12 protein-coding genes are annotated in these 15,687 nt (G+C 73.3%); 9 read left to right on the top strand and 3 right to left on the bottom strand.

Annotated elements, in window-relative coordinates:
* Positions 1–56: 56 nt before the first annotated feature.
* From ACI2LW_RS19405 to ACI2LW_RS19395, 3 genes are all read right to left on the bottom strand, one after another.
* Entirely contained in the window at positions 57–1,439 is a 1,383-nt protein-coding gene (locus ACI2LW_RS19405) for a DUF58 domain-containing protein (RefSeq protein WP_404732427.1), read from the bottom strand.
* Positions 1,439–2,476, bottom strand: coding sequence for an AAA family ATPase (locus ACI2LW_RS19400; protein ID WP_404732426.1), 1,038 nt, complete (start codon positions 2,474–2,476; stop codon positions 1,439–1,441). Before ACI2LW_RS19400 ends, ACI2LW_RS19405 begins: the two co-directional genes overlap by 1 nt.
* A 236-nt stretch (positions 2,477–2,712) precedes the next feature.
* A complete protein-coding gene (locus ACI2LW_RS19395) occupies positions 2,713–3,288 on the bottom strand; it encodes a beta-class carbonic anhydrase (RefSeq protein WP_404732425.1) in 576 nt (191 codons plus the stop codon).
* 419 nt (positions 3,289–3,707) lie between these two features.
* Here ACI2LW_RS19395 and rsmH point away from each other — a divergent pair, with 419 nt between their 5' ends.
* The 9 genes from rsmH to murG all read left to right on the top strand — a co-directional run bounded on the left by rsmH (position 3,708) and on the right by murG (position 15,677).
* The gene (gene rsmH, locus ACI2LW_RS19390) at positions 3,708–4,664 is read left to right on the top strand and encodes a 16S rRNA (cytosine(1402)-N(4))-methyltransferase RsmH (protein ID WP_404732424.1); all 957 of its coding nucleotides are present in this window, start codon (positions 3,708–3,710) and stop codon (positions 4,662–4,664) included.
* A gap of 13 nt (positions 4,665–4,677) precedes the next feature.
* Positions 4,678–5,340, top strand: a complete 663-nt coding sequence (locus tag ACI2LW_RS19385) for a septum formation initiator family protein (protein ID WP_404732423.1) — start codon at positions 4,678–4,680, stop codon at positions 5,338–5,340.
* 5 nt (positions 5,341–5,345) lie between these two features.
* Positions 5,346–7,301 (top strand): peptidoglycan D,D-transpeptidase FtsI family protein, encoded by a 1,956-nt coding sequence (locus ACI2LW_RS19380; protein WP_404732422.1) that lies wholly within the window; start codon positions 5,346–5,348, stop codon positions 7,299–7,301.
* Positions 7,302–7,512: 211 nt separating this feature from the next.
* Positions 7,513–9,168, top strand: a complete 1,656-nt coding sequence (locus ACI2LW_RS19375) for a UDP-N-acetylmuramoyl-L-alanyl-D-glutamate--2,6-diaminopimelate ligase (RefSeq protein ID WP_404732421.1) — start codon at positions 7,513–7,515, stop codon at positions 9,166–9,168.
* Positions 9,169–9,196: 28 nt separating this feature from the next.
* Positions 9,197–10,603: a UDP-N-acetylmuramoyl-tripeptide--D-alanyl-D-alanine ligase gene (gene murF / locus ACI2LW_RS19370; protein ID WP_404732420.1), complete on the top strand. Its 1,407-nt coding sequence runs from the start codon at positions 9,197–9,199 to the stop codon at positions 10,601–10,603.
* Positions 10,603–11,673 carry a phospho-N-acetylmuramoyl-pentapeptide-transferase gene (mraY, locus tag ACI2LW_RS19365; protein WP_404732462.1) on the top strand — a complete coding sequence of 357 codons (1,071 nt, stop codon included), beginning with the start codon at positions 10,603–10,605 and terminating at the stop codon, positions 11,671–11,673. The genes murF and mraY overlap by 1 nt, the downstream gene beginning before the upstream one ends.
* On the top strand, positions 11,655–13,073 hold the full coding sequence (gene murD, locus ACI2LW_RS19360; protein ID WP_404732419.1) for a UDP-N-acetylmuramoyl-L-alanine--D-glutamate ligase: 1,419 nt from the start codon (positions 11,655–11,657) through the stop codon (positions 13,071–13,073). The genes mraY and murD overlap by 19 nt, the downstream gene beginning before the upstream one ends.
* A 78-nt stretch (positions 13,074–13,151) precedes the next feature.
* Positions 13,152–14,582 carry a putative lipid II flippase FtsW gene (gene ftsW, locus ACI2LW_RS19355; RefSeq protein ID WP_404732418.1) on the top strand — a complete coding sequence of 477 codons (1,431 nt, stop codon included), beginning with the start codon at positions 13,152–13,154 and terminating at the stop codon, positions 14,580–14,582.
* Between the two features lie 6 nt (positions 14,583–14,588).
* A complete protein-coding gene (gene murG / locus ACI2LW_RS19350; RefSeq protein WP_404732417.1) occupies positions 14,589–15,677 on the top strand; it encodes an undecaprenyldiphospho-muramoylpentapeptide beta-N-acetylglucosaminyltransferase in 1,089 nt (362 codons plus the stop codon).
* Positions 15,678–15,687 lie beyond the last annotated feature (10 nt).

The raw sequence follows: 15,687 nt of genomic DNA, 5'->3' as shown, positions 1-15,687 counted from the left end.
GCCCGCACCCGCCGGGCCACCGTCCCGGCCGCCCGTCCCCGGGCCGATCAGCGCACTCATCCCCGGACCTCCCCGGCCCCCTCCGTGCGCCCGCCGCTGCCCGTGCCCACGGCCGTGCGTTCGTGGTCCGCCCGGCGCCAGACCTCGTCCAGCGAGGCGCCCCGGGGGACGCGCACGGTGGTCCAGCCGGCCTCGCGCAGCAGGCGCAGCCGCTCCTCGCCGCCGTCGGCGGGTCCGGCCACGTCACCCGGTTCCCGCGTCCACTGCCTGCTGTCCAGCACGAACGCGACCGCGCCGCCGCTCCGCTGGCGCATCTTCGCGACGACCTGGGCCTGCTGCTCGTCCAGGTCGCCGAGGAAGGCCACCAGCAGCCCCTCGTTGCCGCCGCGCAGCACGTCGTACGCGCGGGACAGGCCCGCCCCGTCGGAGTGGTCGATCACCGCGAGGGTGTCCATCATCAGCCCGGCCGCGTCCGCCGACTCCTGGGTGGCGCCCGCGAACCCGTCGCCGCCCTCCCCGGGCACCGAGCTGCCGGTGTCCGTCAGCAGCCGTACCGAGAAGCCCCGCTCCAGCATGTGCACCAGCACGGAGGCGGCGCCCGACACCGCCCACTCGAAGGCCGAGTCGGGACCCGCGCCCCGGAAGGCGACGGCCCGGGTGTCCAGCAGCACCGTGCAGCGGGCGCGCTGCGGCTGCTCCTCCCGGCGCACCATCAGCTCGCCGTAGCGCGCGGTGGAACGCCAGTGCACGCGCCGCAGGTCGTCGCCGTAGCGGTAGCCGCGCGGGATGACGTCGTCCTCGCCGGCCAGCGCCAGCGAACGCTGCCGTCCGTCGCCGTACCCCTTGGCCTCGCCGCCCAGCCGCACCGGCGCCAGCGGCTCCACGCGCGGTACGACGGTGAGGGTGTCGTACGTCGAGAAGGAGCGGGTCAGCTCGCACATCCCGAACGGGTCGGTCAGCCGCAGCTGCAGCGGCCCGAGCGGATAGCGGCCCCGCAGGTCGGAGCGGACCCGGTAGGACACCTCGCGCCGGCCGCCGGGCTCGACCCGGTCCAGCACGAAGCGGGGGCGCGGACCGAGCACGTACGGCACCCGGTCCTGGAGCATCAGCAGTCCCGTGGGCAGCCGGGAGACGTTGTCCATCCGCAGGTGCACCCGGGCCTCGCTGCCCGCGGGCACGCGCGCGGGGGACAGACGGCGGCTGCCGGCGACCCGGTAGCGGGTGCGGTACAGCACGGTCGCGCAGGCCAGCGGCAGCACGGCCAGCAGCAGCCCGACCCGCAGCAGCTCGCCCTGCCCGAGCACGTAGGCGCAGACGGCCGCCGCGACCCCGGCGGCCAGGAAGGAGCGCCCGCGGGTGGTCAGACCGGCCAGCGCGGTGCGGACGCCGCCCCCGCCGTCCCGGTCGTCCCGCACCCGTGCCGCGGCGGCGTCCGCCATCACAGCCTCCGCGGCTGCGGCCGCCCGAACTCCGGCGTGCCGCGGCCGAGGCCGAAGCCGCCGTGCTGGGCGGGCGTCGCGGGCACCGGGGTGTGCTGCAGGATCTCCTGGACCACCTGCTCGGCCGTACGGCGGTTGAGCTGGGCCTGGGCGGTGGGCAGCAGACGGTGGGCGAGGACGGCGCCGGCCAGGGCCTGCACGTCGTCCGGCAGCGCGTACTCCCGGCCGCTGAGCGCGGCGGACGCCTTCGCCGCGCGCAGCAGGTGCAGCGTCGCGCGCGGCGAGGCGCCGAGTCTGAGGTCGGGGTGGGCGCGGGTGGCGGCGACCAGGTCCACCGCGTACCGCCGCACCGACTCGGCGACGTGCACGCCGCGCACCGCCTCGATCAGCTTGACGATGTCGTGCGCGTGCGCCACCGGCTGGAGGTCGTCCAGGGGGGAGGCGCCGCCGTGCACGTCCAGCATCTGCAGTTCCGCCTCGACGCTCGGGTAGCCCACCGAGACCCGGGCCATGAAGCGGTCGCGCTGGGCCTCGGGCAGCGGGTAGGTGCCCTCCATCTCGACCGGGTTCTGCGTGGCCACCACCATGAAGGGGCTGGGCAGTTCGTAGGTCTGCCCGTCGATGGTGACCTGACGCTCCTCCATGGACTCCAGCAGCGCGGACTGGGTCTTGGGCGAGGCCCGGTTGATCTCGTCGCCGATCACGATCTGCGCGAAGACGGCGCCGGGCTTGAACTCGAAGTCACGCCGCTGCTGGTCCCAGATGGACACCCCGGTGATGTCCGAGGGCAGCAGGTCGGGCGTGAACTGGATGCGCCGCACCGAACAGTCGATGGACCGCGCCAGCGCCTTGGCCAGCATCGTCTTGCCCACCCCGGGAACGTCCTCGATCAGGAGATGTCCCTCGGCGAGCAGCACGGTCAGCGAAAGCCGTACGACCTCGGGCTTGCCCTCGATCACTCCTTCCACCGAACTGCGGACCCGCTCCGCGGTGGCGGTCAGATCAGTGAGGCTCGCTCGATCGTCATAGGTCGTCACCCGGCCCTCCTCGGCCTCTTTCCGGGCCGACGCTCTGCTGTGCGGACCGGCCCACCCCGAAACACGGACACCCCGCGGAAAGGGTCCCGCGTGACGCCACACCCCGCATTCTTGCCGCCGTTACCGATTCGTGTCACTCGCCTGTGGACAACTGGCCTCGATATGTCGGGTCTTACGGCCTTTTGCAGGTGGCGGCGGCGTGCCGGACGCGGAAATCCCCGGGGCGGACGGGACGGTCAGGCCGGGTCGATCTCGCGCAGCCGGCCGGTCCTGACGTCGAAGACGAAGCCGCGCACGTCGTCGGTGTGCTGCAGGAACGGCGACGTGCGCACCCGCTGCATCGACTGCCGCACGTCCTGGTCGACGTCCCGGAAGGCCTCCACCGCCCAGGCGGGCCGCTGTCCGACCTCCATCTCCAGTTCGTGCCGGAACTCCTCGGTGAGGGACTCCATGCCGCAGTTGGTGTGGTGGATCAGCACCACGCTGCGGGTGCCCAGGGCGCGCTGGCTGATGGTCAGGGAGCGGATCACGTCGTCCGTGACCACCCCGCCGGCGTTGCGGATGGTGTGGCAGTCGCCCAGCTCCAGGCCGAGCGCGGCGTGCAGGTCGAGACGGGCGTCCATACAGGCCACCACGGCGACGCGCAGGACGGGGCGGGCGTCCATCCCGGGGTCGGTGAAGGCGTCCGCGTAGCGCTGGTTGGCGTCGACCAGCCGGTCGGTCACGGTGCCGTCGGTTATGGGGCCGCCGGTCCCGGCGGGGGGAACCGATGCGGAACCGGACCCGGCGGGAACCGATGCAGAAGTCGTCATACTCATGACGTTACTGGCCGTGCGCGCGGCGGTCCTGTCGTGAGACGGGACAAAGAGCCCCCCAGTGGCGTGGTGTGAGCGACTCCACACGGAGGGCGAACACGGGGCCGTCCGGGTGAATCCCGGCCCTTTCCGCGCGGCCGCCACTCCGCCGGGCGACGCGCAGGCCGGTTGATTGACCGCGCGACAGGGTGGACTAAAGTGACGCGAAGCGGGAGGCGCGGCTCTCCCTGCTGACCTGCATTCCCCGGAGACCCCCGGCCGGCCCGGACGGTCTCCCCGCGTGCGCGGCGCGTACGTACGGCCCGGCCTTCTCCCGCTCCCGGCCGGCTGACGCTTCCGGCGCCGGCAGGCCCACCGCCGACGAGCGGTCGGGGACCGGGCGGTGCGTGCGGTCGCGCCGGATCTGAGAGGGCCCCTTGAGCGACAGCCGACACGTTCCCGTGATGCTCCGGCGGTGCCTGGACCTCCTGGCGCCCGCCCTGGAGCGGCCCGGAGCGGTGGTGGTCGACTGCACCCTCGGCCTCGGCGGCCACAGCGAGGCGCTGCTCACCCGCTTCCCCGAGGTCCGCCTGGTGGCCCTGGACCGGGACAAGGAGGCGCTGCGCCTGTCCGGCCAGCGGCTGGCCCCCTTCGGCGAGCGGGCCACCCTGGTGCACGCCGTCTACGACGAGCTGCCCGCCGTGCTGGACCGGCTCGGCCTCCCGCGCGTGTCGGGCGTGCTGTTCGACCTCGGCGTCTCCTCCATGCAACTGGACGAGGCGGACCGCGGCTTCGCCTACGCCCAGGACGCGCCGCTGGACATGCGCATGGACCAGAGCACCGGCATCAGCGCCGCCGAGGTCCTCAACACCTACCCGCCCGGCGAACTCGTCCGCATCCTGCGCGCCTACGGCGAGGAGAAGCAGGCCAAGCGGATCGTGGCCGCCGTCGTGCGCGAGCGCGCCAAGGAGCCCTTCTCCACCAGCGCCCGGCTGGTGGAGCTGATCCGCGACGCGCTGCCGCAGGCCGCCAAGCGCACCGGCGGCAACCCGGCCAAGCGCACCTTCCAGGCGCTGCGCATCGAGGTCAACGGCGAACTCGCCGTGCTGGAACGGGCCGTCCCGGCCGCGGTGAAGGCCCTGGAGGTCGGCGGGCGGATCGCGGTGCTGTCGTACCACTCGCTGGAGGACCGTCTGGTCAAGCAGGTGTTCGCGGCCGGCGCCGCCTCGAGCGCGCCCCCCGGGCTCCCGGTCGTCCCCGAGCGCTACCAGCCCCGGCTCAAGCTGCTCACGCGCGGTGCCGAACTTCCCACCGAGGAGGAGATCGCCGAGAACCGGCGCGCGGCACCGGCCCGGCTGCGCGGGGCCGAGCGCATCAGGGAGGACGTCGAGTGAGGCAGGGGGACAGGTGAGCGCGAAACCCGAACTGCGGGGCAGGGCCGCCCGGCTCGCCCGGCTCATCCCGGCCGGCCGCCGGCAGGCCGCCCGTACGCCCTTCGTGCTCCTGGTCGTGCTGCTGCTCGGCGGCGGCCTCATCGGGCTGCTGGTGCTGAACTCCGCGCTCAGCGAAGGCGCCTTCCAACTCGACGACCTGCGCAAGGACACCAAGAACCTCACCGACGAGGAACAGGCGCTGCAACGGGACATCGACTCCTACTCCGCCCCCGACGCCCTGCAGCGCCGCGCCCGCGAGCTCGGCATGGTCCCCGGCGGCGACCCCGCGTTCCTCGGCCCCGACGGCACCGTCAAGGGTGTCCCCTCCCCGGCCGCCGCGCCGTCCCCGGCGTCCGCCCCGCCGGCCGCGTCCGCCCCGGCGGGCCCGGCGGACGGCCCGCTGTCCCCGGCGGACGGCCCGCCGGCCGCGACCGGCGGCCCGCTGTCCCCGGCCGGTCCCGCGGCCGGTCCCGCGGCCGGTCCCGCGGACGGCGCCGCTCCTGCCGGTCCGCCCGGAACCCCCCTGGTGACCGCCACGGCACCGCCGGGCGCACCGCCCGCGGGCTCCGCCGGCCCCGCGGCCCCGGCGGCCGCGTTCACCCCCCAGCCCGCCACGACCCCGACAACCGGCAGGTGACGGAAGTGTCCGACAGGGAACCGCCGCGCCGCCGCGTGCCCGGACCCGCCAGGCCCGCCCGCCCCGGCACCCGGCAGCGTCCCGGCGCCGGCACCCGCCCCGCCCGCCGCCCGAGCCGCCCCTGGCAGCCCCCGCCCACCCGCGTGCTCCGGCTCGGCAGCCCCCGCCCCCGGCTGCGCATGGTCGCCCTCGCCCTGACGCTGGTGCTGCTGGTCTTCGTCGTACGGCTGCTGCAGGTGCAGGCCGTCGACGCGAGCGCCTACGCCGCCAGGGCCGACCAGAACCGCTACGTCGTCCACACGATCGCCGCCACGCGCGGCGGCATCACCGACCGCAACGGCGTCGCCCTCGCCACCAGCGTCGACGCCGACGACATCACGGCCGACCCGACGATGTTCACCCGCGACGAGCTGAAGGTCGGCGACGGGCCCGAGCAGGCCGCCGCGCTGCTCGCGCCGATCCTCGGCCAGGACCAGTCCGAGATCGCCCGGAAACTCAGGACGCCCAACACCCGTTACGTCCTGCTCGCCCGCCGCCAGGCCCCGCAGGTCTGGAAGCAGATCAAGGACCTGAAGACCGCGCTCGCCAAGAAGTCGCAGACCGACAGGTCCACGGTCAACGTCCTGGCCGGCGTCTTCTCCGACCCCAGCAGCAAGCGGGTCTACCCCAACGGCGACCTGGCCGCCGGGATACTGGGCTGGGTCAACGCCGAGGGCAAGGGCGGCGGCGGCATCGAGCGGCTGCTCGACAACGAGCTGTCCGGCAGGCCCGGGCAGGTCCGCTACGCCCAGTCCGGCGGGCGCGAGGTGCCCACCGCCGGGTCCACCGAGACGCCGGCGGTGCCCGGCTCCGACGTGGAGCTCACCATCGACCGCGACATCCAGTGGGCCGCCCAGAACGCCATCACCGAGCAGGTCAGGAAGTCCGGCGCGGACCGCGGCTACGTCGTCGTCCAGGACACCCGCACCGGCGAGATCCTCGCCATGGCGAACTCGCCCGGCTTCAACCCCAACGACCTCACCCACGCCGATCCGGCCGCGCTCGGCAACGCGGCCGTCCAGGACGCCTACGAGCCGGGGTCCACGGCCAAGGTGATGTCCATGGCCGCCGTCCTGCAGGAGGGCGCCGCGACCCCGCTCACCCACGTCGTGGTGCCCAACCGGCTGCACCGCGGCGACCGGCTCTTCCAGGACGACGTCGACCACGACACCTGGTACCTCACGCTCAACGGCGTCCTCGCCAAGTCGAGCAACATCGGCACCATCCTGGCCACCGGGCAGCTCGGCAAGAGCCAGCCGGAGGCCAACAAGGTCCTCCACTCCTATCTGCGCAAGTTCGGCATCGGCGAGCCCACCGGGCTCGGCTTCCCCGGCGAGACCCGGGGCATCCTGGCGCCGCCCGGGAAGTGGTCCACTTCGCAGCAGTACACGATCCCCTTCGGCCAGGGCTTCTCCATCAACGCCCTGCAGGCCGCCTCCGTCTACTCGACGATCGCCAACGGCGGGGTCCGGATCCAGCCGACCCTGGTCCGCGGCGCCAAGGGCCCCGACGGCCGCTTCACGGCCGCCGACGAGCCCGCGAAGACCCGTGTGGTGAGCGCGCGGACGGCGCGGGAACTCGCCCGGATGCTGGAGTCCGTGGTGGACGACGAGCAGGGCACGGGTGTCAAGGCGCGCATCCCCGGCTACCGCGTCGCGGGCAAGACGGGTACGGCCAACCGCGTGGATCCGGCCACCGGCAGATACCGCGGCTACACCTCCTCCTTCGCCGGGTTCGCGCCCGCCGACAAGCCCCGCGTGACCGTCTACTGCGCGATCCAGAACGCCACGAAGGGCAGCTACTTCGGCGGCCAGATCTGCGGCCCGATCTACAAGCAGGTCATGGAGTTCGCGCTGAAGACGCTCCAGGTGCCGCCGACCGGCGCCAGGCCCGCGAACCTGCCGGTCGACTTCAAGCCCTGACCGGCGGCCCGCCCCTCACCCTCTCGAACCGACCGCGCCGCCCCCGAACCGCCCCCCCGCCTCCCGCGGGCCTCCGGCCCGACCGCCCCCACCCCACCGCAGCCGACCCGCACCCCGCACCCCGCCCGCCCGCAGCCGACCCGCAACCCCGCACCCCGCCCGCCCCGTCCCGCACCCCGTACCACCGGACGACACCCACCAGGAACAGCCCGTGACAACGATCACTCCCGGCCCCGGCAAACCCGGCGGCCCCGGTCCCTCACTTCGCTCGCAGGCGGGTACGCCCGGTACGCTCACGGCCGTGCCACACGCTGATCAGTCCCCAACCAGCCAGAAGGGCCCGGGTGCGACCCAGCCGGGTCCGCCGCGACCGGCCCGGGTCACCGCGACACCCCTCGCGGAGCTCGCCGGCCTGCTGGGTGCCGAGCGGCCGGACGGCGCGGCCGAGGTCACGGGCATCACCCATGACTCGCGTGCCGTGCGCCCCGGCGACCTGTACGCCGCCCTGCCCGGCGCCCGGACCCACGGCGCCGACTTCGTCACGCAGGCGGCGAGCCTCGGCGCGGTCGCCGTGCTCACCGACCCCTCGGGCGCCGGGCGCGCCGCCGCGACCGGCCTGCCGGTCCTGGTGGCCGACGACCCGCGCGGGCGGATGGGCGAGCTCGCGGCCGCCGTCTACGGCCACCCGGGCCGCGACCTGCTCCAGATCGGCATCACCGGCACCTCCGGCAAGACCACCACGGCCTACCTCGTCGAGGGCGGTCTGAAGACGGCCAGGTCCACCGGGCTGATCGGCACGGTGGAGATGCGCATCGGCGAGGAGCGCATCAAGTCCGAGCGCACCACGCCCGAAGCCACCGACCTGCAGGCCCTGTTCGCGGTCATGCGCGAGCGCGGGGTGGAGGCGGTGGCCATGGAGGTCTCCAGCCACGCCCTGGTGCTGGGCCGCGTCGACGGCTGCGTCTTCGACATCGCCGTCTTCACCAACCTCAGCCCGGAGCACATGGAGTTCCACTCCGGCATGGAGGACTACTTCCAGGCCAAGGCGCAGCTGTTCACGCCGCGGCGCAGCAGGCTGGGCGTGGTCAACCACGACGACGAGTACGGCCGCAGGCTCGCCGCCGAGGCCACCGTCCCCGTGGTCACCTTCTCGGCCGAGGGCCACCCCGACGCCGACTGGCGTGCCGTGGACGTCCACGTCGGCCCGATGGACTCCACGTTCACCGTGGTCGGCCCCGAGGGGCAGCGGATCGCCGCCAGGTCGCCGCTGCCGGGCCCGTTCAACGTGGCCAACACCCTCGCCGCCGTCGTCGCGCTGGCCGCGGCCGGCCTCGATCCGCAGGCCGCCGCCGACGGTGTCGCGGCCGTACCGGGCGTGCCGGGCCGTCTGGAGCGCGTGGACGCCGGGCAGCCGTACCTCGCGGTGGTCGACTACGCGCACAAGACGGACGCCGTGGAGTCGGTGCTCCGGGCGCTGCGCAAGGTCACCAAGGGCCGGGTGCACGTGGTGCTCGGCTGCGGCGGCGACCGCGACCGGACCAAGCGCGCGCCGATGGGCGCCGCCGCCGCCCGGCTCGCCGACACCGCCGTGCTGACCTCCGACAACCCCCGCTCCGAGGACCCGCTGGCGATCCTCGCCACCATGCTCGAGGGCGCGGCCTCCGTGCCGGCGCACGAGCGCGGCGAGGTGCTGCTGTTCGAGGACCGGGCCGCCGCGATCGCCGCCGCCGTCGGCCGCGCACGGCCCGGGGACACGGTGCTGGTCGCGGGCAAGGGGCACGAGCAGGGCCAGGACATCGCCGGAGTGGTCCGCCCCTTCGACGACCGCCAGGTGCTCCGCGAAGCCATCCAGAACGCCCAGGGATGAAAATCCTCACGACCCAGGGGATGAACTTGTGATCGCCCTCTCCCTCGCCGAGATCGCAGAAGTCGTCGGCGGGCAGACGCACGACATACCGGATCCGTCCGTCCAGGTCACCGGACCCGTCGTCCGGGACTCCCGGGAGGCGGTGCCCGGCAGCCTCTTCGTCGCCTTCGCCGGCGAGCGCGTGGACGGCCACGACTTCGCGCGGGACGTCGTCGGGGCCGGCGCCGTCGCCGTGCTGGCGTCCCGGCCCGTCGGCGTGCCCGCGATCGTCGTCGAGGACGTCCAGGCCGCCCTCGGCGCCCTCGCCCGCCACGTCGTCACCCGGCTCGGCGCGACCCTCGTCGCCCTGACCGGCTCGGCCGGCAAGACCAGTACCAAGGACCTGATCGCCCAGGTGCTGCGGCGCAAGGCGCCGACCGTGTTCACACCCGGCTCCCTCAACAACGAGATCGGGCTGCCGCTGACCGCGCTGAGCGCCACCGAGGACACCAGGTTCCTCGTCCTGGAGATGGGCGCCCGCGGCATCGGCCACATCCGCTACCTCACCGGGCTGACCCCGCCGCGGATCGGCCTGGTGCTCAACGTCGGCTCCGCCCACATCGGCGAGTTCGGCGGCCGCGAGCAGATCGCCCGGGCCAAGGGCGAACTCGTGGAGGCGCTGCCCGAGGACGGCGCGGCGATCCTCAACGCCGACGACCCGCTGGTGAAAGCCATGGCCTCCCGAACGAAGGCGAAGGTGGTCCTTTTCGGAGAGTCCGGCGAAGCGGACGTACGCGCCGAGAACGTGAGACTCACGGACAGCGGACAGCCCGCCTTCAAGCTCCACACACCCTCCGGTGCAGCCGATGTGACCATGCGCCTGTACGGTGAGCACCACGTGTCGAACGCGCTCGCCGCGGCCGCCGTCGCCCATGAGCTGGGCATGTCCGCAACGGAGATCGCCACCGCGCTCTCCGGGGCGGACTCCCTGTCCCGCTGGCGGATGGAGGTCACCGAGCGCCCGGACGGCGTGACCGTCGTCAACGACGCCTACAACGCCAACCCGGAGTCCATGCGGGCCGCGCTGCGCGCGCTCGCGGCGATGGGCAAGGGGCGGCGGACCTGGGCGGTGCTCGGCAAGATGGCCGAGCTCGGGGACGAGGCGCTCGCCGAGCACGACGCGGTCGGGCGGCTCGCCGTCCGGCTCAACGTCAGCAAGCTCGTCGCGGTCGGGGGCAGGGAAGCGTCCTGGCTGCAACTGGGCGCATATAACGAGGGTTCGTGGGGTGAGGAGTCGGTGCACGTGTCCGACGCACAGGCGGCGGTCGACCTGTTGCGCAGCGAGTTGCGCCCGGGGGACGTCGTGCTCGTGAAGGCGTCCCGTTCGGTCGGTCTGGAGAGCGTTGCCCAGGCGCTGCTGCAGACCGGTGCCGAGGGTGAGGTCGCCGCCCGATGATGAAGCAGATCCTGTTCGCGGGAGTCATTGGCCTCTTCCTGACGCTGGTCGGCACCCCGCTGCTGATCAAGCTGCTGGCCCGCAAGGGCTACGGCCAGTACATCCGCGACGACGGCCCGCGCGAGCACGCCAGCAAGCGCGGTACGCCGACCATGGGCGGCATCGCCTTCATCCTGGCGACGGTCGCCGCCTACTTCCTGTCCAAGGTCATCACCGGCTACCCCCCGACCTACTCGGGTCTGCTGGTGCTCGGCCTGATGGTGGGCATGGGCCTGGTCGGCTTCCTCGACGACTACATCAAGATCGTCAAGCGCCGTTCGCTGGGTCTGCGCGCCAAGGCGAAGATGGCCGGCCAGCTGATCGTCGGCATCGCCTTCGCGGTGCTCGCGCTGCAGTTCTCCGACAACCGCGGCAACACCCCCGCCTCCACGAAGCTGTCGTTCATCACCGACTTCGGCTGGACGATCGGCCCGGTGCTGTTCGTGGTCTGGGCGCTGTTCATGATCCTCGCGATGTCGAACGGCGTGAACCTCACCGACGGTCTGGACGGCCTGGCCACCGGCGCCTCCGTCCTCGTCTTCGGCGCCTACACCTTCATCGGCGTCTGGCAGTTCCAGGAGTCCTGCGCCAACGCCATGACCCTGACCAACCCGGGCGCCTGCTACGAGGTGCGCGACCCGCTGGACCTCGCGGTCGTGGCGTCCGCGCTGATGGGCGCCTGCCTGGGCTTCCTGTGGTGGAACACCTCACCGGCCAAGATCTTCATGGGCGACACCGGCTCCCTCGCGCTCGGCGGCGTGCTCGCGGGCCTGGCGATCTGCTCCCGCACCGAGCTGCTGCTCGCCCTCCTGGGCGGCCTGTTCGTGCTCATCACCATGTCGGTGGTCATCCAGGTCGGCTCCTTCCGGCTCACCGGCCGCCGCGTCTTCCGGATGGCCCCGCTCCAGCACCACTTCGAACTCAAGGGCTGGTCCGAGGTGCTCGTCGTGGTCCGTTTCTGGATCATCCAGGGCATCTGCGTCATCGTCGGGCTCGGCCTCTTCTACGCGGGATGGGCAGCGGACAAGTGACCGACTGGCAGGGGAAGAACGTCACCGTCGCCGGGCTCGGCGTCTCCGGGGTCCCGGCGGCCAAGGTCCTCGCCGGCCTCGGCGCGAAGGTCACCGTCGTCAACGACGGCGACGACGAGCGGGCCCGGACCCAGGCCGCCGAGCTTCGGACCCTCGGCGTCACCGTGCGCCTGGGCGACGGCGACACCCTGCCCGAGGGCACCGAACTGATCGTCACCGCCCCCGGCTGGCGGCCGGACAAGCCGCTCTTCGAAGCCGCCCGGCAAGCCGGCGTGCCCGTCTGGGGCGACGTGGAGCTCGCCTGGCGGCTGCGCGGCCCGGGCGCCGCCCCCTGGCTCGCCGTCACGGGCACCAACGGCAAGACCACCACCGTGCAGATGCTCGCCGCCATCCTGAAGGCGGCGGGCCTGCGCACGGCCGCCGTCGGCAACATCGGCGTCTCCCTGCTCGACGCCGTCCTCGGCGACGAGCCGTACGACGTGCTGGCCGTCGAGCTCTCCAGCTACCAGCTGCACTGGGCGCCCTCGCTGCGCGCCCACTCCGCCGCCGTCCTCAACCTCGCCCCCGACCACCTCGACTGGCACGGCTCCATGGAGGCCTACGCCGCCGACAAGGGCCGTATCTACGAGGGCAACCGGGTCGCCTGCGTCTACAACGCCGCCGACAAGGCGACCGAGGACCTGGTGCGCGCGGCCGACGTCGAGGAGGGCTGCCGCGCCGTCGGCTTCACCCTCGGCACCCCGGCCCCCTCCCAACTCGGCGTCGTCGAGGGCATCCTGGTCGACCGCGCCTTCGTCGAGGACCGCCACGGCAGCGCCCAGGAGCTCGCCGAGGTCTCCGACGTCACACCCGCCGCGCCGCACAACATCGCCAACGCCCTTGCCGCCGCGGCCCTCGCGCGCGCCTACGGCGTCCCCGCCCGGGCGGTGCGGGACGGCCTGCGGGCCTTCACCCCCGACGCGCACCGCATCGCGCTCGTGGCCGAACTCGACGGCGTGGCCTACGTCGACGACTCCAAGGCCACCAACACCCACGCCGCACAAGCCTCGTTGGCCGCCTACGAGTCGATCGTGTGGATCGCGGGCGGCCTCGCGAAGGGCGCCACCTTCGGCGAACTGGTCGCGCGGTCGGCGAAGCGGCTGCGCGGGGCGGTGCTCATCGGCGCCGACCGCGCCCTGATCCGCGACGCCCTCGCGCGACACGCCCCCGAAGTACCCGTCGTCGACCTCGACCGGACCGACACTGGGGCGATGCTCCAGGCGGTCCAGGAGGCCCGGCGGCTCGCCCGGCCCGGCGACACGGTACTGCTGGCCCCGGCCTGCGCCTCCATGGACATGTTCGCCAACTACAACCAGCGCGGCGACGCGTTCGCTCGGGCCGTTCGCGAACTCGGCGCCTGACCCGGCCGCCTGCCGCGGCCGGGCGACCCAGGGAGGGACGCGTGCGACCTTCACGGCCGACGTACAGCGGAGGCGGAGATGCCCGGTAGCCCCGGCAGCCGCACCGGCCGCCCGCCCGCGCAGCGGTCCGTCACGCGGCCCGCTCCGGCCGGCCCGGTGCGCGGCAGCGCCGTGCGCGGGCTGGTCCTGCGGGCGCGCAAGGCCTGGGACCGGCCGCTGACGGCGTACTACCTGATCCTCGGCGGCAGCGCGCTGATCACCGTGCTGGGCCTGGTGATGGTCTACTCGGCCTCCCAGATCACCGCGCTGCAGATGTCGCTGCCCGGTTCGTACTTCTTCCGCAAGCAGCTGCTCGCGGCCGTGATCGGCGCCGTACTGCTGCTGGCCGCCTCCCGGATGCCGGTGAAGCTGCACCGGGCGCTGGCCTACCCCATCCTGGCGGGCGCGGTGTTCCTGATGGCGCTGGTGCAGGTGCCGGGGATAGGGATGTCGGTCAACGGCAACCAGAACTGGATCGCCCTCGGCGGCTCCTTCCAGATCCAGCCCAGCGAGATCGGCAAGCTGGCGCTGGTGCTGTGGGGCGCCGACCTGATCGCGCGCAAGCAGGAGCGGCGGCTGCTCACGCAGTGGAAGCACATGCTGGTGCCGCTCGTCCCGGTCGCCTTCCTGCTGCTCGGCCTGATCATGCTCGGCGGCGACATGGGCACCGCGATCATCCTCACCGCGATCCTGTTCGGCCTGCTGTGGCTGGCCGGCGCGCCCACCCGCCTGTTCGTGGGCGTGCTGTCGATGGCCGCCGTGATCGGGCTGATCCTCATCAAGACCAGCCCCAACCGGCTGGACCGGTTCGCCTGCGTCGGCTCCACCGACGCCAGCCGCTGCTGGCAGGCGGTGCACGGCATCTACGCCCTCGCCTCCGGCGGAATCTTCGGCTCCGGACTGGGTGCGAGTGTGGAGAAATGGGGCCAACTGCCCGAAGCCCACACCGACTTCATCTTCGCCGTCACCGGTGAGGAACTGGGCCTGGCGGGGACGCTGTCGGTGCTCGCCCTGTTCGCGGCTCTAGGCTATGCGGGCATCCGCGTGGCCGGACGCACGGAGGAACCCTTCGTGAGGTACGCCGCGGGAGGCGTGACCACCTGGATCACCGCGCAGGCGGTGATCAACATCGGTGCGGTGCTCGGTCTGCTGCCGATCGCCGGCGTCCCGCTCCCGCTGTTCTCCTACGGAGGATCCGCCCTGCTGCCGACCATGTTCGCCATCGGGCTGCTGATCGCGTTCGCGCGAGACGAGCCCGCTGCGCGGGCGGCGCTTGCCATGCGGCAACCCCGCTTTGGTAGAAAGCGGGCGGGAGGCTCCGCGGCCGGCCGGAAATCCGGTCGGAAGCCCGATCGGCACTCCGGCCGGAAGACTGGCCGGGACGCCGGCCGGGAACCCGACCGGGGGTCTCGGAGATGGAACACGATGCGACGGCGCGCCTCGGCGGCGCGTTCGTCCGGAGAGCGGTGAATTTCGGTGCATGTCGTACTCGCCGGCGGAGGTACCGCGGGCCACATCGAGCCCGCGCTCGCCCTCGCGGACGCCCTGCGCAGGCAGGACCCGACCGTGGGGATCACGGCCCTGGGCACGGAGCGCGGTCTGGAGACCCGGCTCGTCCCCGAGCGCGGCTACGAGCTCGCGCTGATCCCGGCGGTGCCGCTGCCACGCAAGCCCACCCCCGAGCTGATCACCGTGCCGGGCCGGCTGCGCGGCACCATCAAGGCGACCGAGCAGATCCTGGAGCGCACCAAGGCCGACGCCGTGGTCGGCTTCGGCGGCTATGTCGCGCTGCCCGGCTACCTGGCCGCCAAGCGGCTCGGCGTGCCGATCGTCATCCACGAGGCCAACGCGCGCCCCGGCCTGGCCAACAAGATCGGCTCGCGCTACGCCGCCCAGGTCGCCGTCTCCACCCCGGACAGCAAGCTGCGCGGCGCCCGCTACATCGGCATCCCGCTGCGCCGTTCCATCGCCACCCTGGACCGGGCCGCCGTGCGCCCCGAGGCGCGCGCGATGTTCGGGCTCGACCCCAATCTGCCCACCCTGCTGGTCTCCGGCGGCTCACAGGGCGCCCGCCGCCTCAACGAGGTGGTCCAGCAGGTCGCGCCCTGGCTCCAGCAGGCCGGCATCCAGATCCTGCACGCGGTCGGCCCGAAGAACGAACTGCCGCAGGTGCAGCAGATGCCGGGCATGCCCCCCTATATCCCGGTAAGTTACCTGGACCGGATGGACCTCGCGTACGCCGCGGCCGACATGATGCTCTGCCGCGCCGGCGCGATGACCGTCGCCGAGCTGTCCGCCGTCGGGCTTCCGGCCGCCTACGTACCGCTGCCCATCGGCAACGGCGAACAGCGGCTGAACGCCCAGCCGGTGGTCAAGGCCGGCGGCGGCCTGCTGGTCGACGACGCGGACCTGACCCCGCAGTGGGTGCAGCAGAACGTGCTGCCCGTGCTCGGCGACCCGCACCGGCTGTACGAGATGTCCCGCGCGGCCGGCGAATTCGGCCGCCGGGACGCCGACGAGCTGCTCGTCGGCATGGTGTACGAGGCGATCGCCTCCCGCCGTTAGGACCATATGA

It is taken from the genome of Streptomyces sp. NPDC004065 (assembly GCF_044903565.1).
Classification (GTDB): Bacteria; Actinomycetota; Actinomycetes; order Streptomycetales; family Streptomycetaceae; genus Streptomyces.
Note: the sequence above shows the minus strand (reverse complement) of the source record. Positions and strands in the feature narration are given on the sequence as shown.